Annotated in this window: 18 protein-coding genes; 7 read left to right on the top strand and 11 right to left on the bottom strand. The window is 72.8% G+C overall.

Features of this window, described 5'->3' with window-relative positions; all coding sequences use genetic code 11:
* Window positions 1-2: 2 nt before the first annotated feature.
* The 6 genes from kdpB to AB0N90_RS26750 all read right to left on the bottom strand — a co-directional run bounded on the left by kdpB (window position 3) and on the right by AB0N90_RS26750 (window position 9,260).
* Complete coding sequence (gene kdpB / locus AB0N90_RS26775) at window positions 3-2,129, bottom strand: potassium-transporting ATPase subunit KdpB (RefSeq protein WP_365200818.1); 2,127 nt, start codon at window positions 2,127-2,129, stop codon at window positions 3-5.
* Window positions 2,129-3,790 carry a potassium-transporting ATPase subunit KdpA gene (kdpA, locus tag AB0N90_RS26770; protein WP_365200816.1) on the bottom strand — a complete coding sequence of 554 codons (1,662 nt, stop codon included), beginning with the start codon at window positions 3,788-3,790 and terminating at the stop codon, window positions 2,129-2,131. Before kdpA ends, kdpB begins: the two co-directional genes overlap by 1 nt.
* 2 nt (window positions 3,791-3,792) lie before the next feature.
* The gene (kdpF, locus tag AB0N90_RS26765; protein WP_037659531.1) at window positions 3,793-3,882 is read right to left on the bottom strand and encodes a K(+)-transporting ATPase subunit F; all 90 of its coding nucleotides are present in this window, start codon (window positions 3,880-3,882) and stop codon (window positions 3,793-3,795) included.
* 254 nt (window positions 3,883-4,136) lie between these two features.
* Complete coding sequence (locus AB0N90_RS26760; protein ID WP_365200813.1) at window positions 4,137-5,975, bottom strand: APC family permease; 1,839 nt, start codon at window positions 5,973-5,975, stop codon at window positions 4,137-4,139.
* A gap of 160 nt (window positions 5,976-6,135) precedes the next feature.
* Window positions 6,136-6,339: a hypothetical protein gene (locus AB0N90_RS26755; protein ID WP_365200810.1), complete on the bottom strand. Its 204-nt coding sequence runs from the start codon at window positions 6,337-6,339 to the stop codon at window positions 6,136-6,138.
* 350 nt (window positions 6,340-6,689) lie between these two features.
* Window positions 6,690-9,260, bottom strand: coding sequence for an ATP-binding protein (locus tag AB0N90_RS26750; RefSeq protein ID WP_365200808.1), 2,571 nt, complete (start codon window positions 9,258-9,260; stop codon window positions 6,690-6,692).
* Window positions 9,261-9,485: 225 nt separating this feature from the next.
* Here AB0N90_RS26750 and AB0N90_RS26745 point away from each other — a divergent pair, with 225 nt between their 5' ends.
* From AB0N90_RS26745 to AB0N90_RS26720, 6 genes are all read left to right on the top strand, one after another.
* Window positions 9,486-10,550 (top strand): biotin/lipoate A/B protein ligase family protein, encoded by a 1,065-nt coding sequence (locus tag AB0N90_RS26745; protein ID WP_365200806.1) that lies wholly within the window; start codon window positions 9,486-9,488, stop codon window positions 10,548-10,550.
* A 189-nt stretch (window positions 10,551-10,739) separates the two neighbouring features.
* Window positions 10,740-11,252 (top strand): SAV_915 family protein, encoded by a 513-nt coding sequence (locus AB0N90_RS26740; protein WP_365200803.1) that lies wholly within the window; start codon window positions 10,740-10,742, stop codon window positions 11,250-11,252.
* On the top strand, window positions 11,249-11,554 hold the full coding sequence (locus tag AB0N90_RS26735; protein ID WP_085567375.1) for a DUF6317 family protein: 306 nt from the start codon (window positions 11,249-11,251) through the stop codon (window positions 11,552-11,554). The genes AB0N90_RS26740 and AB0N90_RS26735 overlap by 4 nt, the downstream gene beginning before the upstream one ends.
* Window positions 11,554-12,843 (top strand): WXG100 family type VII secretion target, encoded by a 1,290-nt coding sequence (locus tag AB0N90_RS26730; RefSeq protein WP_361681051.1) that lies wholly within the window; start codon window positions 11,554-11,556, stop codon window positions 12,841-12,843. The genes AB0N90_RS26735 and AB0N90_RS26730 overlap by 1 nt, the downstream gene beginning before the upstream one ends.
* On the top strand, window positions 12,821-13,372 hold the full coding sequence (locus AB0N90_RS26725) for a hypothetical protein (RefSeq protein WP_365200799.1): 552 nt from the start codon (window positions 12,821-12,823) through the stop codon (window positions 13,370-13,372). Before AB0N90_RS26730 ends, AB0N90_RS26725 begins: the two co-directional genes overlap by 23 nt.
* A 99-nt stretch (window positions 13,373-13,471) precedes the next feature.
* Entirely contained in the window at window positions 13,472-14,158 is a 687-nt protein-coding gene (locus tag AB0N90_RS26720) for a hypothetical protein (protein ID WP_365200796.1), read from the top strand.
* Between the two features lie 23 nt (window positions 14,159-14,181).
* On the opposite strand, the gene AB0N90_RS26715 is transcribed toward AB0N90_RS26720, so the two are convergent.
* From AB0N90_RS26715 to AB0N90_RS26700, 4 genes are all read right to left on the bottom strand, one after another.
* Window positions 14,182-14,751, bottom strand: a complete 570-nt coding sequence (locus tag AB0N90_RS26715; protein WP_365200794.1) for an FHA domain-containing protein — start codon at window positions 14,749-14,751, stop codon at window positions 14,182-14,184.
* Complete coding sequence (locus tag AB0N90_RS26710) at window positions 14,735-16,735, bottom strand: AAA family ATPase (protein WP_361681038.1); 2,001 nt, start codon at window positions 16,733-16,735, stop codon at window positions 14,735-14,737. Before AB0N90_RS26710 ends, AB0N90_RS26715 begins: the two co-directional genes overlap by 17 nt.
* 68 nt (window positions 16,736-16,803) lie before the next feature.
* Window positions 16,804-18,420: a hypothetical protein gene (locus AB0N90_RS26705; RefSeq protein ID WP_365200790.1), complete on the bottom strand. Its 1,617-nt coding sequence runs from the start codon at window positions 18,418-18,420 to the stop codon at window positions 16,804-16,806.
* The gene (locus AB0N90_RS26700; protein WP_365200789.1) at window positions 18,417-21,362 is read right to left on the bottom strand and encodes a protein kinase; all 2,946 of its coding nucleotides are present in this window, start codon (window positions 21,360-21,362) and stop codon (window positions 18,417-18,419) included. The genes AB0N90_RS26705 and AB0N90_RS26700 overlap by 4 nt, the downstream gene beginning before the upstream one ends.
* A 170-nt stretch (window positions 21,363-21,532) precedes the next feature.
* On the opposite strand from AB0N90_RS26700, the gene AB0N90_RS26695 reads away from it, so the two are divergent.
* Window positions 21,533-22,720, top strand: a complete 1,188-nt coding sequence (locus tag AB0N90_RS26695; RefSeq protein WP_365200786.1) for a macro domain-containing protein — start codon at window positions 21,533-21,535, stop codon at window positions 22,718-22,720.
* On the opposite strand, the gene AB0N90_RS26690 is transcribed toward AB0N90_RS26695, so the two are convergent.
* Window positions 22,695-23,372: a 4Fe-4S single cluster domain-containing protein gene (locus AB0N90_RS26690; protein ID WP_365200784.1), complete on the bottom strand. Its 678-nt coding sequence runs from the start codon at window positions 23,370-23,372 to the stop codon at window positions 22,695-22,697. The two genes, AB0N90_RS26695 and AB0N90_RS26690, sit on opposite strands and share 26 nt — an antisense overlap.
* Between the last annotated feature and the right edge of the window lie 219 nt (window positions 23,373-23,591).

Genomic DNA, 23,591 nt, shown 5'->3' with positions numbered 1-23,591 from the left:
GATCAGCCGATTCCGGGGATGAGGGAGATGAGCAGGTCGATGAGCTTGATCCCGATGAAGGGGGCGATCAGGCCGCCGATGCCGTAGAGGCCGAGGTTGCGGCGCAGCATCTTGTCCGCGCTCATCGGCCGGTACTGCACGCCCTTGAGGGACAGCGGCACCAGCGCGATGATGATCAGCGCGTTGAAGATGACGGCGGACAGGATCGCGGAGTCCGGCGAGGCCAGCCGCATGATGTTCAGCTTGTCCAGGCCCGGATAGACGGCCGCGAACAGCGCCGGGATGATCGCGAAGTACTTCGCCACGTCGTTGGCGATGGAGAACGTGGTCAACGCGCCCCGGGTGATGAGGAGTTGCTTGCCGATCTCGACGATCTCGATCAGCTTGGTCGGGTTGGAGTCGAGGTCGACCATGTTGCCGGCCTCCTTGGCGGCCGACGTGCCGGTGTTCATCGCGACGCCGACGTCGGCCTGCGCGAGCGCGGGCGCGTCGTTGGTGCCGTCACCGGTCATCGCGACCAGCTTGCCGCCGGCCTGCTCCCGCTTGATGAGGGCCATCTTGTCCTCGGGGGTGGCCTCGGCGAGGAAGTCGTCGACGCCCGCCTCCTCGGCGATCGCCTTCGCGGTCAGCGGGTTGTCGCCGGTGATCATCACGGTCTTGATGCCCATGCGGCGCAGTTCCTCGAACCGCTCGCGCATGCCCTCCTTGACGACGTCCTTGAGGTGGATGACACCGAGGACGCGGGCGCCGCGCTCGTCGTGCACCGCGACGAGCAGCGGGGTGCCGCCGGCCGCGGCTATCTTGTCGGTCGACTCCTGGGCGTCCGCGCCGACTTCGCCGCCCTGTTCGCGCACCCAGGTGATGACGGAGGCGGTGGCGCCCTTGCGGATCCGGCGGCCGTCCAGGTCCACGCCGGACATCCGGCTCTGCGCGGTGAACGCGATCCACTCGGCGTGCTCCAGCTCACCCTGGTGGCGTTCGCGCAGCCCGTAGCGCTCCTTGGCGAGGACGACGACGGAACGGCCCTCGGGGGTCTCGTCCGCGAGCGAGGACAGCTGGGCCGCGTCCGCGACCTCGGCCTCGGTCGTGCCGCGCACCGGCACGAACTCGGCGGCCTGGCGGTTGCCGAGGGTGATGGTGCCGGTCTTGTCCAACAGCAGGGTGGAGACATCACCGGCGGCCTCGACCGCGCGGCCCGACATGGCGAGCACATTGCGCTGCACGAGCCGGTCCATGCCGGCGATGCCGATCGCGGACAGCAGCGCGCCGATGGTGGTCGGGATCAGGCAGACCAGCAGGGCCACCAGCACCACCATGGTCAGATGGGTGCCCGCGTAGTCGGCGAACGGCGGCAGCGTGGCGCAGGCCAGCAGGAAGACGACGGTCAGCGAGGCCAGCAGGATGTTGAGCGCGATCTCGTTGGGGGTCTTCTGCCGGGCGGCGCCCTCGACCAGGCCGATCATGCGGTCGATGAAGGTCTCGCCGGGCTTCGTCGTGATCTGGATGACGACGCGGTCGGAGAGCACCTTGGTGCCGCCGGTGACGGCACTGCGGTCGCCGCCGGACTCGCGGATGACCGGGGCGGACTCGCCGGTGATCGCCGACTCGTCCACCGAGGCGACGCCCTCGACGACATCGCCGTCACCGGGGATGATGTCGCCGGCCTCGCACACCACCAGATCACCGATGGTCAGCGCGGTGCCGGGGACCTGCTCCTCGGCGCCGTTCACCAGTCGGCGGGCGACGGTGTCGGTCTTGGCCTTGCGCAGGGTGTCGGCCTGGGCCTTGCCGCGGCCCTCGGCGACGGCCTCCGCCAGATTGGCGAAGATCACCGTCAGCCACAGCCAGGCGCTGATGGTCCAGCCGAACCAGTCGCCGGGGTCCTTGAAGGAGAACGCGGTGGTGAGGATCGAGCCGACCCACACCACGAACATCACGGGCGACTTCACCATCACCCGGGGGTCGAGCTTGCGCACCGCCTCGGGCAGGGACCTCAGGAGCTGCTTGGGGTCGAAGAGGCCCGCTCCGACACGGCTCTCGTCGGTCTTGTGCCCGGTGGGCGCGTCCTGGTGGGGCGCAAGGGTGGGAGTGGACATCGCGTCCTCGTGGGATTCCGTTCGGGTCGTCATCACGCCAGCCCTTCGGCGAGCGGGCCCAGCGCGAGCGCCGGGAAGTAGGTGAGGCCGGTGACGATCAGGATCGCGCCGACCAGCAGGCCGGTGAACAGCGGCTTGTCGGTGCGCAGGGTGCCGGTGGTGGCCGGCACCGGCCGCTGTCCGGCGAGGGAGCCGGCGAGCGCGAGCACGAACACCATCGGCAGGAACCGGCCGAACAGCATCGCGAGCCCGGTCATGGTGTTGAACCAGTCCGTGTTGGCGTTCAGTCCGGCGAAGGCCGAGCCGTTGTTGTTCGACGCGGAGGTGAAGGCGTACAGCACCTCGGAGAACCCGTGCGCGCCCGGGTTGAGCATGGAGTGCGGCGGGGTCGGCAGCGCCATCGAGGCGGCGGTGCAGACCAGGACCAGCGTCGGGGTGACGAGGATGTAGCAGGCGGCGAGCTTCATCTCGCGGCCGCCGATCTTCTTGCCCAGGTACTCGGGGGTCCGGCCGACCATCAGACCGGCGATGAACACCGCGATCACGGCCATGATCAGCATGCCGTACAGGCCGGAGCCGACGCCGCCGGGCGCGATCTCGCCCAGCATCATGCCGAGCATGGTGATGCCGCCGCCGAGGCCGGTGAAGGAGGAGTGGAAGGAGTCCACCGCGCCGGTGGAGGTGAGCGTCGTCGCCACCGAGAAGATGGCGGAGCCGCCGACGCCGAAGCGGGTCTCCTTGCCCTCCATCGCGCCGCCCGCGGCCTGGAGTGCCGGGCCGTGGTGGGAGAACTCCGTCGCCATCATCAGCAGGGTGAAGCCCACCCAGATGGTGGCCATCGTGGCGAGGATCGCGTAACCCTGCTTCACCGAGCCGACCAGCACACCGAAGGTGCGGGTCAGACAGAACGGGATGACCAGGATCAGGAAGATCTCCAGGAGGTTGGTGAAGGCGGTGGGGTTCTCGAAGGGGTGGGCGGAGTTGGCGTTGAAGTAGCCGCCGCCGTTGGTGCCCAGTTCCTTGATGGCCTCCTGGGAGGCGACCGCGCCGCCGTTCCACTGCTGGGTGCCGCCCATGAACTGGCCGACCTCGTGGATGCCGGAGAAGTTCTGGATCGCGCCCGCGGCCACCAGGAGTACGGCGGCCACGGCGGCCACCGGCACCAGGATCCGCACGGTGCCGCGCACCAGATCGGCCCAGAAGTTGCCGAGTTCACCGGTGCGGGAGCGGGCGAAGCCGCGCACCAGGGCGACCGCCACCGCCATGCCGACCGCGGCGGAGACGAAGTTCTGCACGGCCAGACCGGCGGTCTGCACCACGTGCCCCATCGTCTGCTCGCCGTAGTACGACTGCCAGTTGGTGTTGGTCACGAACGACACGGCGGTGTTGAACGACTGTGCCGGGCTGACCGAGGCGAACCCGAGCGAGCCGGGCAGCATCCCCTGGAACCGCTGCAGCAGGTAGAGGAAGAGGACGCTCACGGCCGAGAAGGCGAGGACCCCGCGCAGATAGGCGGGCCAGGTCATCTCGGCGTCCGGGTTCGCGCCGATGCCCTTGTAGATCCACCGCTCCGCCCGCAGGTGCTTGGGGGAGGTGTAGACCCGGGCCATGTAGCCGCCGAACGGGAGGTACACGAGTGCGAGCACGCCGATCAGGGCGAGCAGTTGCAGGAAGCCTGCGAGTACGGGGCTCACCGTCAGAACCTCTCCGGGAAGATCAGGGCGAGGACGAGATAGCCCAGCAGGGCGACGGCCACGATCAGGCCGACGATGTTCTCGGCGGTCACAGCTTCGTCACCCCCTTGGCGACGAGAGCCACCAGCGCGAACGACACGATCGTGGTGACGACGAAGGCCAGATCGGCCATCGTGAACTCCTGGAATGAGGTGCGAAAGAAAGCGGACGGTTAGAGGAAAACGCCTCCCTGGCCGGTTCTGGTCGTCGTTGACGGCCCTCTTACGGCGGCCCCTTCGCCTTTGACGGGTCTCTTACGGGAGGTGATCCGTACTGGCCAGTAGCCCCATGGTGCGGGGTGGCCGGTTCACAGCCGGAAGCGCAGCCGGCAGATCACCGCGTCCGTCTCCCGCCGTACCGCGTGCGCCACGACCGCGCCCCGCTGGTTCTGCAGCAGCCGCTGCCACAGCCGCTCCGGCTCGGCCTCCGGGATCAGCACGGTCACCCGGGTGCCGGGCTCGGCGGCGGCCACGGCACGGACGTACGCGGCGATCGGGCGGCCCAGGCCGTGCCGCTCGGGGGTCAGGCGCACCAGCTCGACGCCGGGGTCCCAGTCCCGCCAGGAGCGGGCGAAGGCGTGGGCCCGCTCCCGGTCCTCGGGGTCGGGGGCGCACACGCTGACCGCCCGGACCTCGTCGCCGAGGGAGGCCGCCGCGGTCAGCGCCTCCGAGGTGAGCCGGGACAGCGCGGAGACGGGCACGATGACCAGGGAGCGCTCGCGGTGCGGGGCCCGCGGGAGCAGGCCGAGCCCGAGGCGCTCGTCGATCCGGCCGTAGGCGCGGCGCACCGACTCGAACGCGGCGACCAGCGCGGGCAGCGCGAGCACGATCAGCCAGGCACCCTCGGTGAACTTGCTCGCGGTGACGACGACCGCGGCCACGCCGGTGAGCAGCGCGCCGCCGCCGTTCAGCAGCGCCTTTCCGCGCCAGCCGCGGCCGCGCTGCGCGCGCCAGTGCCGGACCATGCCGACCTGGGCGATGGTGAAGCCGACGAAGACGCCGATGGCGAACATCGGGACCAGGGTGTTGGTGTCGCCGCCGGAGAACACCAGCAGCGCCGCCGACACCGCGGCGAGCGCCAGGACGCCGTGCCGGTGCACCTGGCGGTCGGCCTTCAGGGCGAAGACGTGCGGTGCGTGGTCGTCGCGGGCGAGCAGTTTCAGCAGGACGGGCAGTCCGCCGAAGGAGGTGTTGGCGGAGAGGGCCAGCAGGATCATCGTGGCGAACTGGATGACGTAGAACGCCGCGTTGTGGCCGAGGGCGGCGTCGGCGAGCTGGGCGAGGACGGTGACACCCTCCACCGGCTGGAGGTGGAAGCGGCCGATCAGCACGGACAGGCCGATCAGCATCAGGCCGAGTACGGCGCCGAGGGCGATCTCCGCCCGCTGGGCGCGGCGGGTGCGGGGCACCCGGAAGGAGGGCACGGCGTTGGCGATGGCCTCCACGCCGGTCAGCGCGGCGCAGCCGGAGGCGAAGGCCTTCAGCAGGAGCAGGGTGCCCACGCTCGTGGCGTGGTCCGCGACGACCGAGGCGTGCCCGGCCGCACTCGCCGTGCTCACCGGGTGGTCGCGGAACAGTCCGACGGCGATCAGTACGAAGATCGCGCCGACGAACACGGCGGTCGGCACGATGAACGCGCGCGCCGACTCCACGATGCCGCGCAGGTTGACGCCCGTGATCAGGGCGAGCACCGCGAGGCAGAGCCAGAGCCGGTGGCCGTACAGGCCCGGGAAGGCGGACGTCAGGGCGGCGACGCCCGCGGTGACGGCGACGGCGACATTGAGGACGTAGTCCAGGACCAGGGAGGCGGCGGCCACCAGGCCGGTGCGGGCGCCGAGGTGTGCCCTGGCCACGGCATAGGCGCCGCCGCCGTCCGGGAAGGCGGCGATGACCTGCCGGTAGGAGGCGACCAGCACCGCCAGCAGGGCGGCGATGGCGAGTGTCACCGGCAGGGTGAAGCCGAGGCCGCGCGCTCCGGCGCCGGCCAGGACCAGGACGATCGCCTCGGGGCCGTACGCCACGGACGCCATCGCGTCCAGCGACAGTGCCGCGAGGCCCGTGACGGCGGTCAGCCGGTGCCGTTCGCCGGTGTCCGGCGGTTCCTCGCCGGCGGGGACGGCATCCGGCTCGGTGGTCAGGACGGACATGGGCGCGTGCTCCTCGTCGGTTCGGCCGCGCCCGGGCGGGGGCGCGCGAAGGCACCCAGCGTCTGCCCGCTCCCCCGCCCGCGCCGACCTCTCCTGTCGCCTTCTTCGCGCTCGACGCACCGGTTTTGACGGGACGTTGACGGGTCGGCGCGGCCACGCCCTACCAGCCGCGCACCGGTCCCGAGGTGTCCAGCGCCGCGCCCGTCCGGTCGTCGGTGTCCGGGTTGCGGGTGTGCCGTCCGACGGTCGCGCCGCCGTCGTTCTCCAGCCGCGGCGGCCGGCCCACGGGCGTGCCGTACTCGAAGCGGCAGGCGCGCAGCCCGAGCAGTTCGGTCAGCTCGTCCGCCGGCGTGATGATGTGCAACTTCCGTACCCGTGCCGCGAGTTGGTGGACGGTCAGGCCGACGGCGGGCAGCAGTGCCGGCTTCGCGGTGTCGGCGGACGCGGCGATGGTGATGTCGAAGGTCTGGTAGGGCCTCGTCAGGAAGAGGTCGGACCAGGCCGCCGCCGACAGCGCCTGCCGTGCGGCCGCCCGGCGCGGCCACGGCGACGACCACGAGGGACAGCGCGGCGTCGGTGTGGCTGGGCGCCGTCCGGGCCGTTACGAGGGCGAGGGCCACCAGGAACGGGACGGCCAGGGCCGCCGCGAGGGCGGCCAGGTCCGGGGCGCGGGGCGGGTGCGGTGGAGGGTGCGGATCGCGGTCGACGTGGTCATCACGTGCCTCCTGCGGCGGGTTCGGCCGGGTGGGGGGTGGTCTCGGCGCGGGCCGCGCGGGCGGCGGGCGGGGAGGCTTCGGGGCCGGGCGTGCCCTGGAGGTGTCCGGGATTCTCGGCGCGCATCCCGACCGGGAGCGAGACGACCATCGTGAGCCCCCCGCCGGGCGTGTCCTCCGGGCTCAGCGTGCCGTTCATCGCCTCCGTCAGGCCGCGGGCCAGGGCGAGACCGAGGCCGAGGCCGGTGGTGTTGTCGGTGTCGCCGAGGCGCTGGAAGGGCTCGAAGAGGCGCTCGCGGCCGTCGGCGGGCAGGCCGGGACCCCGGTCGACCACCCGCAGTTCCACCCGTCCGGCCAAGGCGCTCGCCGTGATCAGCGCCTTCGTCCCGGGGGGCGAGTGCCGCGCGGCGTTGCCGACCAGGTTGGCCAGCACCCGTTCCAGCAGCGGCGGGTCGGCCAGCACCGGCGGGATCCCCTCCAGATCCGCCGCCTCGGCGCCCGGTTCGTCCGCGAGGACGATCGGCAGCACCTCCTCAAGGGAGGTCTCCCGCAGGTTCAGGGTGAGCGCCCCGGCCTCCAGGCGGCTGAGGTCGAGCAGGTTCTCCACCAGGCGGTTGAGCTTGGCCATGGACTCGTCGGCGGTGGCGAGGAGTTCCTCGCGGTCCTCGGCGCAGAAGGCGACGTCGCGGCCGCGCAGCGAGGTGACGGCGGCCCAGCCCGCGGCCAGCGGGGTGCGCAGATCGTGGCCGACGGCCCGCAGCAGCGCGGTGCGCAGCCGGTCCGCGGCCCGCACCGGCTCCACCTCGGCGGCCGCCTCGGCCAGCCGGGCGCGTTCCACGGCCGAGCCGACGTGCGCGGCGAACGCGGCGAGCACCCGCCGTTCGGAGGAGGAGAGGGTCCGGCCGCGCAGGGCGAGGAAGGCGCCGGGCCCGGCGGGTACGGCGGTCACCCCGGGCGCGTCCGGCGGCTCGTCCAGGAGGTCCGCGGAGTCCATGCCGAACGTCTCCCGGGTGCGCTCCAGGAGCGCCGGGATGGTCGCCTCGCCGCGCACGATGCTGCCCGCGAGCGAGGACATGGTCTCCGCCTCGGCCGTCGCCCGCGCCGACCGCCGGGACAGGCGCAGGGAGCGGTCCACGACGGCGGCCACCACGGCGGCGACGACCACGAACACGGCGAGCGCCACGAGGGCGTTGGGCTCGGCGAGCGTGAACGCGCCGACGGGCGGGATGAACCAGTAGTTGAGCAGCAGGGACGCCGTCACCGACGCGATCACCGCCGAGGCGACCCCGCCTATGCAGGCCACGCCCACCACCGTGAGCAGGAACAGCAGGGCCTCGCTGGTGAGGTTGAGGGTGCCGCGCAGCTGGGCGAGGACGGCGGTCAGCAGCACCGGCAGCACCAGCCCGGCCACCGGTCCCGCGATCAGCCGGGCCGGGGACAGGGTGCGCCGCCGGGACGGCAGCAGGGTGCCGCGCCCGGCCCGCTCATGGGTGACGCGGTGCACGTCGATGTCTCCGGACAGCGCGGTGACGGTCTCTCCGGTGCCGGGTCCGGTGAGGAAGCGCGCGAGGCGGCCCCGTCGGCTGGTGCCGAGGACCAGCTGGGTGGCGTTCTCGGCGCGGGCGAACTCCACCAGGGTGGCGGCCACATCGTCGCCGACGACCGAGTGATAGCTGCCGCCGAGGTCCTCCACCAGCCGCCGCTGCCGGGCCAGCGAGGCGTGCGAGACACCGGCGGCGAGCCCGTCGCTGCGGGCCACGTGCACGGCGAGCAGGTCGCCGCCCGCGGACCGGTCGGCGATGCGGGCGGCCCGTCGTACCAGGGTGTCGCCCTCGGGGCCGCCGGTCAGCGCGACGACGACCCGCTCCCTGGTCTCCCAGATCCGGCCGATGCCGTGCCGGGAGCGGTACTCCTGGAGCGCCTCGTCCACCCGGTCGGCCACCCACAGCAGCGCCAGTTGGCGCAGCGCCGTCAGATTGCCGGGCCGGAAGTAGTTGGCGAGCGCCGCGTCGATGGCCTCGGGCGGGTAGATGTTGCCGTGCGCCATCCGGCGGCGCAGCCCCTCGGGCGGCATGTCGACCAGCTCGATCTGCCAGGCGCGGCGCACCACCTCGTCGGGGACGGTCTCGTGCTGCGGCACTCCGGTGATCTTCTCGACCACGTCATTGAGGGACTCCAGGTGCCGGATGTCGAGCGCGGTGACGACGTCGATCCCGGCGGCGAGCAGGATCTCGATGTCCTGCCAGCGCTTGGCGTTGCGGCCCTCGCCCGGGACGTTGCTGTGCGCGCACTCGTCCACGATCGCCAGCTGCGGGCGCCGCGCCAGGACCGCGCCCAGGTCCATCTCCTCGAACCGGCCGCCCCGGTAGGAGCAGGCGGCGCGGGGGACGCGCTCCAGGCCGTCGAGCATCGCCTCGGTGCGCGGCCGGCCGTGGCACTCGGCGAAGCCGACCACCACGTCCGCGCCGCGGGCGGCACGCCGCCGCCCCTCGTCGAGCATCCGGTAGGTCTTGCCGACCCCGGGGGCCGCGCCGAGGTAGACCTTCAGTCGTCCGGGCCGTACGTCACTCATCGCCGCCGACGCGCTCCGCTCACTGATCCGGCTCCCCGCACGGGAGGGTTCCTTCTCCCAAGGAAGCGGCCGGGCGCGGCGGGCGGTGCGGCCGTTAGCGCTTCCTTGGCGGCGCGCCCGAGGACCTTGACACCGTTTTGACGGAGCCTGGGCGCAGCGGCCCGCGGGGAACACCACGGGGCGGCGGTGCGTTGATCACGCTGAGGGAAACGGAGGGCCCAGGCGGTGCACGGAGAGTACAAGGTGCCCGGCGGCAAGCTGGTCGTCGTGGATGTGGAGACGGACGGCGGCGTGCTGCGCGACGTCCGGGTGGCGGGGGACTTCTTCCTGGAGCCGGACGAAGCGCTGGACGCGGTGAACGGCGCGCTGGAGGGCGCCCCCGCGGGCACCGACGCGGCCGGGCTCGCCGCGCGGATCGAGGCGGCGCTGCCCGCGGGCACGGTGATGTACGGGCTGACGGCGGAGGGCATCGCGATCGCGGTGCGCCGCGCGCTGGCGCACGCCACCGACTGGACCGACTACGACTGGCAGTTGATCCATGAGGGCCCCCAGTCCCCGGCCCTGCACATGGCCCTGGACGAGGTGCTGACCGCCGAGGTGGCCGCGGGCCGGCGCCCGCCGACGCTGCGGGTGTGGGAGTGGGCCGCCCCCGCGGTGATCATCGGCAGCTTCCAGTCGCTGCGCAACGAGGTGGATCCGGACGGCGCCGCCCGCCACGGCATCGAGGTGGTGCGGCGGATCTCCGGCGGCGGCGCGATGTTCGTGGAGCCCGGCAACACCATCACGTACTCCCTGTCGGTGCCCGAGTCCCTGGTGCACGGCCTGTCCTTCCAGGACAGCTACGCCTATCTGGACGACTGGGTGCTGGCCGCGCTCGCCGACATGGGCATCCGGGCCTGGTACCAGCCGCTGAACGACATCGCCACCGACCAGGGCAAGATCGCGGGCGCCGCGCAGAAGCGGGTCGTGGGACCCGGCGGCGGCCCGGGCGCCGTACTGCATCACGTGACCATGTCGTACGACATCGACGCCGACAAGATGACCGAAGTGCTGCGGATCGGCCGGGAGAAGCTGTCGGACAAGGGGACGCGGAGCGCGAAGAAGCGGGTGGATCCGCTGCGCCGGCAGACCGGGCTTGCCCGTGAGGCCGTCATCGACCGCATGATCGACTCCTTCCGGGCGCGCTACGGCCTCGCACCGGGCAAGGTGACCGACGAGGAGCTGGCGCGGGCCCGGGAACTGGCGCGGACGAAGTTCACGACCGGGGAGTGGACCGCGCGGGTGCCGTGACCGCAGGCGGGCGAGGAGCACGGTTCAGGGCAAGGTCAAGACATGCCCATGCCCAGTCCAAGCCCCTGTATGAGTTCCGTGCATGTCACGGCCACGGCCCCGACATAGCCGGATTTGCCCCGCCGTCCGCTGGCTACCGTGGTCGGGCCTGAATCGGCCACGCACGACCACGGGGAAGAGGTGACGGCGGTGACGGCGCCGATACGTTCACGCCTGCTCGATTTCGTGGAGGCGGAGCCCGGACCGCCGGGCGGAGAGCCTCCGGAAGAGGGGCCCCGGCCGCGGCGTTCGGCGTTGTCGGACCTGGCGGAGTCGGCGCCCGCACCGCGCGCGGCCGCGGACGACCGGCCCGCGCCCAGACCGGGAGTACCCGCCTACCACACACCGGTGTTCGTGCCGGCGCATCCGAGGTCCGTCGCGGCCACGGGCTCGGACGGCCGCCCGGCACGGGTCCCCTTCGTCGTCTTCGAGCTCTTCGAGCATCCCGCGTACGGCATGGCGGCTCTCGCCTTCACCACGCTGGAGAAGCTGGTCGAGGCGCTCGGCGAGGCACAGCCCTGGGCGGCCACCTCGCTCGGTCCGCTGGCCGAGGGCGTGGCCGACCAGGATGTGGCGGTCCTGCTGGACCCGCGACTCGCGCCCGGAGAACCCAACTGGCGGCCGGAGGACCTGGCCGCCTACGCACAGGAGGTACGTCGGTGACGGCCGACTTCAAGGTCATCTACGACGACCTCAGCACACTCGCGAAGACCTTCCACGACCAGGCCGGCGACTACCGCAAGCTCGCCCCGGACGTGTCCCCGGCCATCGTCAGCGGCGGCGACCCCGCGCTGGACTCCGCGATCAAGGAGGTCGCCGACCTCATCATCGCCCTGCACACCGGGCTCGCCGACCGCATGGACGACCACAGCGACAAGGCCGCCTACGCCCGGGACTCCTTCCACCGCCACGACATCGACATCCACGGTCTCTTCGACGACCTCACCCCGGAGGACTGGAGCTGATGGGCGACAGCTGGGTAGGTGGCGACATCGGCGGCCTGCACACCATGGCCACCACGTACAAGGACGCCAAGGAGAAGCTGGAGGGCGTGGTCAAGCCCCTGAGCAAGGCCGTCGACAAGCTGGCGAGCGACGCGAGCTGGAAGGGCGAGGCGGCCGAGGCGTTCCGTTCCATGTGGAGCGAGGACGCGGTCACGGCCGCCGGTTTCGCCGAACTGGTCCACGCGGCCGGTGAGATCATCGGGACGCTCGCCGACGACCTCACCACGTGCGAGACGTCCCTGCAGAACGCCGAGCACGTCGCGGCCCGCAAGGGCGTGGCGACGGACCCCAAGGGCGCCCCGGTGCCGATCATGACGGCGAATCCTCCGAGCGCGGACGACCAGAAGGCCATCTCCGCGATGAACGAGTACGCCAAGGTGCGCAACGGCGTCCTGCACACGGCGCAGCACGCGCGGCTGGTGGCGGCGCAGCAGTTGCAGGCGCTGTACGACCAGGTGACCAAGAAGGACGACTCCGTGTCCCCCGGGGACAAGGTCACCCTCTACGACGCGCTGCGCGGGCTGTACGCGTACGACGCCGAGGACGCGCGGGCCGGTGGCAAGAAGGCGCGGGAGAAACTCGACGACGCCAAGCAGGCGGCGCAGGACGCCAAGAAGGAGCTGCGCGCCGAGCGCAAGGCGTACCAGAAGGCGGGCAAGGCGCTGCCCAAGGACCTGCCTGAGAAGAGCGCCTACCGCGACGCGGTCACCAAGGTCGACGCGCTGGAGGACGACATCGCCCGCGCCGAGCACGGCAGCACCAAGTTGCCGTACGACCGCGCCCTGAACGTCAAGCTCGTCGACGCCGCGGAGGCGCTGCGCCTCGGCAAGGGACTTGAGGCGGTACCGGACGTGCTCAAGGAACTTCCCGTGCTGGACATCGCCGCGGCCGGTACCTGCGGGCTGCTGGAGGCGAAGGACGACCACGACAAGGGGTGGTCCTGGCAGCGGTCCATCGCCACCGACGAGGGAGCCAACGTCGGTGGTCTGGTCGTCGGCGGCGTCGTGGCGGGCGCTCTGCTGCCGGCCGAGGCACCGGCCCTGGCCGTGGCGGCGGTGGGTGTGGGAGCGGCCGTTCTCGCGACCGGGGTCATCGACCACTCCCTGCACGAGCACTGGAGCGAGGACATCCACGATCACGGTGTGATCGGCGGCGTCGCGGTGGGCACCGGGCATGTGCTCAGTGACACCGGAAAGGATGTCGGACGTATGGGGAAGGACATCTGGCATGGCGTCAAAAGCATCTTCTGAGACGCGTCCGGCGGGAGGCCGAGCCGAGATTCCGTCCCTGCCTCAGCTCGGCACCACCTGGTACGAGCACGGCGCCCGCTATTGGCTGCGCCGCGTCTGGATCGCCTTCGGTCTCCTCGTCGTGTCAGCTCTCCTGGTGTTCTTCTCGCTGAGTCTCTACGACGGGTTCACCGGCGAGTGGTCGCCGGCCGCGCGGACGGCGGCGGACTGGGTTCAGATCGCCGGCTCGTGTGTGGCCGTGGTCTGGGGATGGCTGAAGCAGCGCCGGGACCACCGGGCGGGCCTGCTCGATCCGCCCGGCCCGCTGGACAGCGCCGCCGCGCGGCGCGACCACAACCGGCGTACCCCGGGACTGGTCGCGGCCGGGCGCGGCCTCTTGCTCGTGCTCGCTCCGGTCATGCCGATGGTGGCGGCCTGGTGCGTGGGCTGGTTCCTGGCCCACCTCACGGTGCGCGAGTACCCGAGCGAGGTCGGTGCCCGTCGCTGGCTGGAGGCGCAAAAGGGGCGCAGCGGTACGTCCCGGAGGTGAGTCCGTGACCGCCCGGACACCCAGCGAGTTCGCGCTTCCGCCGCACAGGCAGTCGTGTGACACTGTCGTCCCCGTCCCCCCTCCCACGAGATGTGCGCCGTGCGTTCTCTGCCTCTGCCGCTCGCCCTCACCGCCCGGCTGACCCCGGTCGCGGTCCTCGCCTGTGCCGGGTGGGCGCTGTCCACCGGTCCCGCCGCACCCCAGTCGGACACCGGGCACCGGTCCGGGGCGAGCACTCCCGAGCGGTCGCCGTCCGCCGCCGCGCCCTCCGCCCCGGCCGCGGCGCAGACGTACTCCACCGCCTCCTCGCCCTGCTCCGCCGTGTCCGCCTCGACCGTCGCCGACCTGGTGCCCGGCGCGAAACCGGCCGGCAAGGAGATCCCCTCGACCGATCCGAAGCTGCGCCGCACCTGTTCCTGGAACGCCCTGCACGGCTACGACTACCACTGGCTCGACGTCTCCTACGAGATCAGCGGCTCCGCGGACGAGGCCAAGCAGGAGTTCCAGCAGCAGGTGAGCCGGAAGAGCGGCGGCGGGACCGTGCCGGGGCTCGGGGACGGCGCGTACTCCGTGGTCAACCTGTCCACCGAGGACAAGCAGCAGACCCGCGAGGGCGTGGTGATGGTGCGCCTCTCCAACGCGCTGGTCGTGGTGACGTACAGCGGCAGCGACTTCGACACCAAGAAGGCGCCGGGGACGGACGAGATCAACAAGGGTGCCATCAAGGTGGCTCGGGCGGCGGTCGGGGCGCTCGGGGGCGGGCAGTCCGGATCCGGGTCCGGCTGATCGCCGTCCTGCCCGCCGTCTCGCTAGGGCGCCGCGGTCCCGGGTTCGTCCTCGATTCCCCGGACGACGAAGTCGACCTCGGGGCCGAGGCCGACCCGATCGCCGTCGCGCAGCCGGACCGGTGAACCCGGTGTCAGGACACGGTCGTTGACGCGGGTGCCGTTGCCGGCGCCGCGCGGCACCTCGGTCAGCCAGGCGGCCCCGTCCGGGGTGTGGACGAGGGTCGCGTGCTGGGCCGACACCGTATCCTCGTCGGCCATGAGTCCGGCCGCCTCGGGGGCCCAGCTCTCGCTGCGCCCCAGCCGGATCTCCGAGCCGCGCGGCACATCGAGGTGCCGGCCCCCGCCGCGGAAGACCAGCCGCAGCACGCCTCCCGCGAGGCGGCGCGCCTGCGGGACCGAGGCGCCGACCGGGTTCAGGCATGCGGGGCAGACGCCCGTGCCGACGGGGACGACGGCGGAACATCGCACGCAGCGCTCGCCGACGGCGGGCAGCGGGCGGGCGGGAAGCGGGGCCGTGCCGGGCAGGACGAGGCTCTCCCAGTCGTCCTCGTCGTCGTAGCCCTCGCCGTGGCCGTCAGGCGTCTCGGGCATCCGCGGCCCCCTTCTTGATCACGACCGTCGTGTCCACCCGTCCGCTCTCGGTCTCCCGTACGTCGCTCACCACGACCGTGCTGCCCGGCCCGAGGTCGGGCGCCGCGAACAGCTCCCGGGCCAGCGGGTTGATGAGATGTGTCTCCAGCACCATGCCGATGCCCCGGCCGCCGTTCCACTTGTCCCGCGTGCAGTGGTCCAGGAGTTCGCGCCGGGCGCTGTCCTCGATCTCCAGGGCGAGTTGATGCCCCTGGACCAACTGGCGCTGGATGTTGCCCACTTGGAGATCGAAGATGCGCTCGGCGATCGGGGTGGAGATGAAGTCGAAGACGACGACATTGCCGCCGATCCGGTTCATCAGCTCCGGGCGGCCGATGACCTGCTCGAAGTGCTTCTTGACGTTGTCCTTGACCGTGGCCTCCAACTCCTTGTAGGGCGTGCCCGGTTCGACGATCCACTCGCGTTCCTTGGTGTCCGGGTCGGTGCGCTGGACGCCGAGGTTGGAGGTGAAGATGAGCACGCACTCGCTGAAGTAGGTGGTGACGCCCTGGCCGTCGGTGAGCCGGCCGTCCTCCAGGACCTGGAGGAACTTGTCGAGGATGCCCTTGTCGGCCTTCTCGATCTCGTCGAAGAGAATGACGCGGAAGGGGTTCTCCCGTACGGCGGAAGTCAGTTCGCCACCCGCCTCGTAGCCGACGTATCCGGGCGGCGCGCCCACCAGCCGGTCGGCGGAGTGGGCGGCCGAGAACTCGCTCATGTCGAAGCGGAGATACGCCTGGTCGCTGTCGAAGAGCACGGAGGCCACGGCCTTGGCCAGTTCGGTCTTGCCGGTTCCGGTCGGCCCGGCGAAGAACAGCACACCGCGCGGCCGGTGCCCCGGGTTGGTGGCCTGCGCCCCGGAGAGTCCCAGCGCGGCCCGCTTCAGGATGTCCAGGGTCATCGCCACGGCCGCCTCCTGCCCCAGCACCCGCCGGGGGATGGACCGTTCGTTGGCCGGGTCCTCGCCGTCGAGGATGCGCCGGCGGATCTCGCCCCGGCTCCAGGGGTTCTTCTCCACACCCAGCCGGTAGATCCGTACGGCGTCGGGCATGGCGGTGAACGGCATGCCCCGGGAGCGGGCGAGCTTCACGCTCTCCTCCATGGCCCGCAGGCTCAGTCCGGTGGCCGCCCGGGCGAACGCGCCGACGGACCGCGCCGCCTCCTCCGCGTCCGTGTCACCGGACGAGGTACGGGCACCGCCCGATCCCTTCCCGGCGTACCGGTCGTAGCGCTCGCGCAGCAGCCGTGCCATCGTCGTGCGTTCGTCCGCGTCCGGCTCCGGCACGGCGACGGCCCGGATCCGCTCGCTGCCGGAGATCAGCCAGCCCGGTATGTCCCGCTCCCCCTCGGCGAGCCAGATCACCGGGTTGAACCGGCCCGGCTCGTTCGGCACCACGGGGTTGCCGGTCCAGGGCTCCAACGGCTTCGCCTCGGTGGCGAGTTGGAGGCAGGCGAGGAAGAAGTCCCGTTCGTCGGGGGTCAGCCGGGACGGGTCGGTGAGCAGACGGGAGGCGTGGTCGACGACCAGCGCCACCCGCAGCGGCCGCAACCGGCGCCCGTCCCGCAGCATCTCCTCGCGCTGCTCCGCCCACCCGGTGGTGATGTTCCGCATCTGGTCCAGCACCGCCTGGCGTTGGGCGGCGTTCTGGCCGGGGAACTCGCGCGGGCCCTGGAGCAGTTCCTGCAGGGCGGTCAGGGTCTCCCCGTCCCCGCCCGCCACCCGGAATCCGCCCACCTGGTCGCAGAGGACCAGCGCCTGGTAGCCGATCTCCCGCAGCGGGTTCCACAGCACGTCGAGCAGCGGATGGAACCGGTCCCGGCCACGCCGGTTGACCAGGTGCAGATCACGGATGTTGCCGTGCAGGACGTACTGCGCGTGCACGCCGAGCGTGCCGATCAACTCCTCCACGAAGGGCGGGAGCCGGTCTTCCTTGGACAGTTCCATCGTTCCTCCCCCTGGCACGCGGAACCGGGCCGCGTGCGGGCATGGTGCTCAGTGGTGGTGCCGGTGGGTCAACGGTGTTCCCGGCGGCGCTCGGCACCGTCGACGGTCTTGTGCAGCGGACCCGCCCCGCGCGTGTCCGGCGACGGGGCGGTGCTCCCCCGGTCCAGGTCGTCGAGCGAGACGGCACCCTCCCCCGGTATGCCGGGCAGCGCTCCCTCGGTCCGTACCTGGAACTCGATGTCGAGCCCCATGTCCTTGATGATTGCCTGGAGTTCGGCGAGCCGCTCGGGGGTCTGCGCGCAGCGGGCGTCGTCGAGGGCGCGCTGCTCGGGTGTCCGCTCCGGGCCGTCGCGGTACATGGCCGCGACCCTCAGCTCGCCGTCGGCCACGGTCGCCCTGAGCCAGTGATCAGGCTCCCAGCCGGCCGGCGTCCAGTCGAGACGGATCGCCTGCCCCTCGGGCCGGCCGGCCTCGGTGGGCCCGCCGAACCTCCTGGCCAGTTCCTCGACGGCCGTGGCGCACTGGTCGCGGACATAGATGGTCTCCAGCGCGCAGCGCCGCTCCTCCACGGCGCGTTCGACCAGCTCCAGTTCGTCGCGGGTCAGCGGGACCGCGTCGTCCAGGGTCCGGCGCAGCAGTTCCACGGCCTTCGGTGCCGGAGCGAGGTCCTCGGCGCCCTCCGGGGTCTCGTAGACGAGGAAGTCGTAGTGCAGCGCGGCGCGTTCCTGGGCCTCCCGGGTCAGGCGCGCGTCCTTGTTGGCGTCGCGGACGTACTTGCGTGCCTCGTTGAGGTGGATGCGCGCCCGGCGGGGATCCTCGGCCGCGCGGCGCACGGCGTGCCGGACGGCTCCCGCGGCGAGTTCGGCGGCCTCGGAGACGGCGTAGGGGTCGAGACCGCCGAGGATCTCCGCCCCGGCGGCGCGGACCTCGGCGGCGTCCAGTCCCGGGCGGGGGCTCCGGCCGGCGGTCTGCGGCATCCGGCGTTCCTCGGCCTCGGCGGTGTGCTCCTCACTGAACCGGTCAAGGGCCCGCCGCCGGCTCGCGCGCAGGGCGTCCTGCCAGGCGTCGTCGTCCTCGTCCAACCGCAGTTCCGCGCCCAGGCGTTGCTGCTCCCGCGCGGCGTGCTGCTTCTCCGCTCGGCTCAAGTCCTTCTCGTATCGGGCCAGTTGCTGCCGCAGATTGCCCAGTTGCTCGCCGACCGGCTCCAGCGGCGGCGGCAGATCGGGGTGCGGCGGGGCCTCGCCAGGACCGCCCCCAGCGGCGGCCCTGGCGACCCGGGCCTCCAGGGCGCGCCTGCGGGCGTTGAGGCGTACGGCGGCGAACGCGGCGTCCCGCCACTGCTCGGCGGCCGTCGCGGCCAGCGCCTGCTGCCGTTCCAGACAGCGCTGCTCCTCCCCGGCCCGTACCGCGGCGGCGGCGAGGGCCCGGGTGGTGAGCAGGGCGGCCCGACCGACGAGCAGGACACCGCTGAGCGAACCGAGCGCCTGCAGCGCGGCGTCGCCGGCCTGATGCACCAGCTGCTGGGCCGCGTCGCCGGCGTGGGCCGAGAGGTGACTGCCCATGCCGTGCGTGTGGAGCATGCCGGTGTGCGGCAGCGCCTGGGCGTCGACGGGCGGCGGGGGCGGCGGAAAGGCCACGGTGGGCGCCACCATGCTCACCATCGGGAAGGCGAGACCCGAACTCATGCCGGTCCTCCTGTGCTCTCGGGCTCCGTCTCCGCTGCCGTCTCGGACGGGGTCGCGGAGGTCGTCACGGTTGTCGTGGGGGGTGTGGTCACGGGCGTCGCGGCGGGGGTGGTCGCAGGCGTCGCGGACGTGCCCGCGGGTGTCGCCGCGCCTGTCGCCTCGGGCTCCGCCGGGGACTGCGACTCCTCCGTCGTCCCGGCCGGCGTCCCGACTGCTGTCTCCGGCGTCGTCCCGGCCGGTGCCTCGGAGCGTGCCTCGACGGTCGTAGCGGGCCTCGCTTCGGACTCCGCCTCGACGGTCGTAGCGGATCGCTCCTCGGACCCGGCGGCCTCAACGGTCGTAGCGGGCCGCACCCCGAGCCGCGCCTCGGCCGTCGTAGCGGACCGCGTCTCGGCGGTCGCGGCGGACCGCGTCCTCATCGTCCTCTCGGACTGCTGCGGGCCCCTCGCCCACCGCGCCCGGTGTGCGCGGAGCGCCCGGCGCCGGGCCAGGAGACGGCGCGGGTTCCATCGGTACCGCCGGCTGCCCCGTCGGCGGCGGCGTTCGTGGCGGCCGCGCCACCACCAGGCCAGCAGCCGCCGCAGGCCCCACTCGGGCTCGGGATCGAGCGGCAGCAGGGCGGCCCGCAGGCGTCGGCGCTCGTGCCGCCCGCGCCACCAGGACAGCAGTCGGCGCAGGCTCCACTCGGACTGAGGGTCATGGGGCCGGCGCAGCCGCCGGTGGGCGAGGCATCGCCGGACGCTCCACACCGCGACGGCGACCGCCGAGGCGAGCGGCCACACCCAGGGCGCGAGGACGATCGCGTAGAAGCCGAGGAAGACGGCGAGCACGAGCAGCGCCGCCGTGATGTAGCGGCCGGCCCGGGTGCGCGCCAGTCGGCCGGGGCGCTCCGCGTGCCGGATCAGCAGGCCCGCCAGCGATCTCTCCGGGTGGTAGAAGGGCGGCCCGATGTACGCGGCGGTCCACAGCTCCACCGCGAGGACGAACGCGGCCGCGGGCAGTGCCTCCAGCCAGGCCGTCACCACCGCGTCCTCGGGGGCGCGCCCCAGTACGTCGGCGAGGCCGATGACGAAGGTCCAGGGGGCCGTGACGAGCGTGGCGCCGAGCAGGGCCCAGCCCAGCGTGGGCAGCCGGTCCAGGCGCCGCAGTACGGCGAGGAGTCCGGCCTGGTCCGCCGCGAGCATCCGGTCGGTCTCCTGGACGAGCCGCCGCCGTCTGAGCTCCTCGGCCGCGAACTGGGCCTGGCCGTACAGGAGATGGGCGGCGAGCAGGCGCAGGTCGTCCTCCCGGGCGTCGAGCAGCGCGTCGAACCAGGGGACGCGCTCCGGGAGCAGGGCGCGCCTGTGCAGGATGTCGTCGGTGAGCCGGGTCCTGGTGCGTTCCGGTTCGCGCGCCAGCTGGAGGAGCCAGGCGTCGACCGCGACGGTCCGCCGCAGGGCGGCCGCGGCGCCGGGGAGGGTGCCGATCTCATGGCCGCGCAGCTCCCGGACCGTGGGTTCCCAGCCGGCCCGCAGGGTGCGCCAGGCGCGGCCCGTCTCGTCCAGTCCGTGGCCGCCGGGCCGCTGGGCGAGTCCGGTCAGTACGGCGGGCTGCTCCGCGAGGTGCCGCAGCAGGGAGACGGCGTCGGCGTGCCCGTCCCTGGCCCCCTGGCACAGCAGCCGCATGCTCCGTACGTCCAGGTCCGCTCCGTGCCAGGAGACGTCGAGGCCGGGGCCGAGCCAGTTGAGGAGCCGTACGACGGTGCCGACGGACGGCGGCCGCTCCAACTCGGTGCGCAAGGCGGCGAGTCGGCGCAGTTCCTCGGGGCTGCGGTCGCCGACGGTCTCGAACTGGCCCAGCCATTGCACGAGTCGGGCCCGGTCGTCGGCGGCGGCCAGCATGCGGGCCGCGGACACATGGTTCTGGTCCAGGTGCAGGGCGAGCGCGTCGGTCCCGATGAACTCCCGGCCCATGAAGGGGAAGGGCCGGATCGCGGGGCGCTCCTCCGCGTCGCCGAAGATCCGCTCGTCGGTGCGCGGGGCGACGTCGGGGTTCTTGCCGTCCAGCCAGTCCGCCACCTGTTCGGCGTGCCAGCGCTTCTCGGGGGCCCGGGTGAGCAGGCCCTCGCAGAGCCGCCGGGTCCTGCGGTCGCCGATGCCGCTGAGGTCGGGGTCGTGCGTGGCGATCTCCGCCAGCACCTCCTCGTCGCGGCGGAAGTCGACCGGGTGTCTGCCGAGGGCGAGTTGGGCGATCACCATGCCGACCGACCACCAGTCGCCGGCCTCGGAGACGGTCTGCCGCAGCGGTCCGGCCTCGGGCGCGAGGTAGAGGGGCTTGCCCCGCCAGTCGGTGCGGGGCTCCTCGGCCTCGTCGGGCCGGTGGACGGCGGCGCCGAAGTCGATGAGGACGAGGTCGGCCGTGTCCGCGCGGCGGGTCTGCACCATGATGTTGTCGGGGGTGATGTCCCGGTGCACGACGCCCCGTTCGTGCAGGGCGCTGACGGCTTCGTACAGCTGGCTCACCACGCTCCTGACGGCCTCCGGGCGCAGCCCCTTGGGGTGGTCGGCGTGGTATCCCGCCAGGTCCTCCTCGCCGTGCGACCAGTACAGGTGCCAGGGGTGTCCGTCCGCCTCGCCGGTCTCCAGGAGCCGTTCCAGATGCGGAGCCTCCTCCTCGGCGAGCTCCCGCAGCTCCTGCTCGACGTCCGGTCCGGGCGCGTGCAGCCGGTGGTACCACTTGAGGACCAGGGGTATCTCGGGCGCGCCATGACGAGCCGTCAGATCGCGCACCCTGAGCACCACGGCCTCGGCGGGCCGCCGCACCCGGGACAGCTCGGCGACGAGCAGGAACCGGTCCGCCAGCTCGGGAGGCACCTCGGAAAGGACCGGGCGCGTCTCCCTGGCCCGGGCATTGGTGAAACCGCCCTGCTCCAGGGAGAGGACTCGGGTGGACGGCGTGCTCATCGACTTCCGATCTTCCGGGAAACACGCTGGGCGCGCCACGGGGGCGCGGCGCGGAGGGAATCGGCGCGATACGCGGGTCGCGGGACGCCGAAGATATCCGAAATCCCTTCCCGAGAAGGGGAGTTTCCCGCAACTTCAACGGGCAATCCGCCGGGTCTACGATGTGCCCCATGCACCCGTTGCCCGCGCACGAAAGCCTGGTGGAAGAACTTCGGGAAGTGCGGCGCCGCGGTCTGCCCGGACTGCGCCACTGCCCCCGGGACGCGCTGCGCGAGGCGGCGGAGGCGGCCGGTCTGTGCGGCGGGGAGCAGGACGAACAGAGCGGCATCGAGCAGCTGCTGGGCGCGGCGGTGCGACGGCTGGCCGGCGGGCACCCGGTGCGGGACGACGACTCCAGCGATCCGCTGGCCCGCGCGGCCGCCCACTCCTTCGGGATCTTCCCGGCCCGCCGCGGGGTCCCCGGCACCGACCGGCGCAAGGCCGCGGCGGGGGTCTACGGGGTGACCACCGAGCGCTTCCGCAAGAGCCAGGAGCGTGAAGTCATCGCCGAACTCGCGGCCGCGGTCCTGGCGGTGGCCCGGGAGGCGCGGGTACGGGAGGCGGCCGGGCCGGTGACCGGCGATCCCTGGACGCTCGCCCCGGGAGAGCCGGCGGCCCCGGCGCCGACGGCACCGCCCGGGTATGCGACACCCGCCGCCGGAGTCCCGGCCCGGACCCTGGGCGCCCGGCCGGGATCCGCCGCGCCGACGGGCCGGATCACGGTCCGGACGTGCCCGATCGAGCTGGTGCGGGACGTGGACATCCTGGTCTCCTCGGAGAACACGTTCCTGGAGATGTCCAAGACCTTCCGCTCCACGGTGTCCGGGGCCCTGCGCCGGGCCGCCGCGCTGCGGGACTCCTCGGGCGAGATCGTGGACGACGTCCTCGCCCGCGAACTGGGCGTGTGGCTGCGGACGCACGAGCGACCGGGCGTGCCGGTTCGGCCGGGCACCGTCGTGGCCACGTCGTCCGGCGCGCTGGCCGCGCAGGGGGTACGGCGCATCCACCACGCGGCGATCGCGGCCCCGGTCGGCAACGGTGAGCGCTATCACGTGACCCCCGCCGTACTGGCGGAGGCGGTGCGCGCCTCCTTCGAACTGGCCCGCCAGGAAGCCGAGTTCCTGGCGCTGCCGATGTCCTCGATCTGCTTCCCGCTGATGGGCACCGGCCGGGGCGGGCTGTCCGTGCCGACCGCGGCGCGCGCGCTGCTCGGCGCGCTCGGGCAGGAGCTGCGCCGGGACCCCTCCTGGTCGGTGCTGATGGTCACGCCCGACGAGGGCCACGCCCGGTTGCTCATGGCCGCCAGCTCCGCTCGGTGAAGGCGACCCCGCCCCGCTTGAGCAGCCGTTCCATCGCGGCGAGTTCCCCGCGCAGCGGCACCCCGTACAAGCGCAGCTCCCGGCCCTCGCCGCCGCTCAGCTGCAGGCGCCGGCCGGTCGACTCCCGGTCCAGGTACGGGGCGTAGCGGGCGGCGCCGCGCGGGGTCAGGGCCTCGATCCGCTGGTTGGCCGAGCCGCGCCAGAGCAGCCGGGTGGGCTCCGCGACCCGGAACCGGCCGGTGATCACGGCGTCCGCGCCGGTGAGGGCCAGCCGCCGCTCGGGGGTCAGCTCCTCCTGCTCGTATCCCGTGTACACCAGCAGGTCGGGGAAGCGGGGCCCGGCGCTCCCCTCGTGCCGCCGGGCCTCGTCCCTCAACCGTGCCGCGCCCGCGAGGAGTTCCGTGAGCGCCGCCGCCTGCTGAAGGGGCTCGCCGCCGCTGACCGTGAGGCCCTCCGCCCCCTCGGCAAGGGCCTCCCGCCAGCGGGCGAGCACCTCGGAGACGGTGGTGAGCGCCCCGGCCGCCGGGTCCCAGGTGTGCCGGGACATGCACCCGGCGCAGGCCAGCGTGCAGCCCTGGAACCAGATGCCGAGCCGCCTTCCCGGGCCCAGCGTCTCCAACGGGTAGTGGGTCCCGTCGAGGCGTATTTCCACGGCGTCTCCTCCTCGTACCGGCAGCGAGTATCCAGTGCGCGAAGCCGCGCCCGCAATTGCCGGAAGGCGTTCGTCCGGCTGTCCGCCGGGCGGGATCCGGTTGTTTTCCGGAACTCCGGAAGACAGAGATCGAGTTCCTCCAAATCCCCGTCCCGGCAGGGGTTTTGCTCCGCTACTCTCTCCCCCATCGCAGCGACTTCCCAACCCGGACCGCGCGAG

The organism is Streptomyces sp. NPDC093018 (genome assembly GCF_040684035.1).
In the GTDB taxonomy this organism is placed as follows: Bacteria; Actinomycetota; Actinomycetes; order Streptomycetales; family Streptomycetaceae; genus Streptomyces; species Streptomyces murinus.
The sequence above is the reverse complement of the archived record's forward strand: the minus strand, read 5'-3'. Positions and strand labels throughout refer to the sequence as shown.

Coding starts and splice junctions, on each gene's coding strand:
- AB0N90_RS26730 (WP_361681051.1), top strand. CDS start 11,554: ATGGGCGACAGCTGGGTAGGTGGCGACATCGGCGGCCTGCACACCATG.
- kdpB (WP_365200818.1), bottom strand. CDS start 2,129: ATGACGACCCGAACGGAATCCCACGAGGACGCGATGTCCACTCCCACC.
- AB0N90_RS26715 (WP_365200794.1), bottom strand. CDS start 14,751: ATGCCCGAGACGCCTGACGGCCACGGCGAGGGCTACGACGACGAGGAC.
- AB0N90_RS26710 (WP_361681038.1), bottom strand. CDS start 16,735: ATGGAACTGTCCAAGGAAGACCGGCTCCCGCCCTTCGTGGAGGAGTTG.
- AB0N90_RS26695 (WP_365200786.1), top strand. CDS start 21,533: ATGCACCCGTTGCCCGCGCACGAAAGCCTGGTGGAAGAACTTCGGGAA.
- AB0N90_RS26700 (WP_365200789.1), bottom strand. CDS start 21,362: ATGAGCACGCCGTCCACCCGAGTCCTCTCCCTGGAGCAGGGCGGTTTC.
- AB0N90_RS26750 (WP_365200808.1), bottom strand. CDS start 9,260: ATGAGTGACGTACGGCCCGGACGACTGAAGGTCTACCTCGGCGCGGCC.
- AB0N90_RS26725 (WP_365200799.1), top strand. CDS start 12,821: ATGGCGTCAAAAGCATCTTCTGAGACGCGTCCGGCGGGAGGCCGAGCC.
- AB0N90_RS26705 (WP_365200790.1), bottom strand. CDS start 18,420: ATGAGTTCGGGTCTCGCCTTCCCGATGGTGAGCATGGTGGCGCCCACC.
- AB0N90_RS26760 (WP_365200813.1), bottom strand. CDS start 5,975: ATGTCCGTCCTGACCACCGAGCCGGATGCCGTCCCCGCCGGCGAGGAA.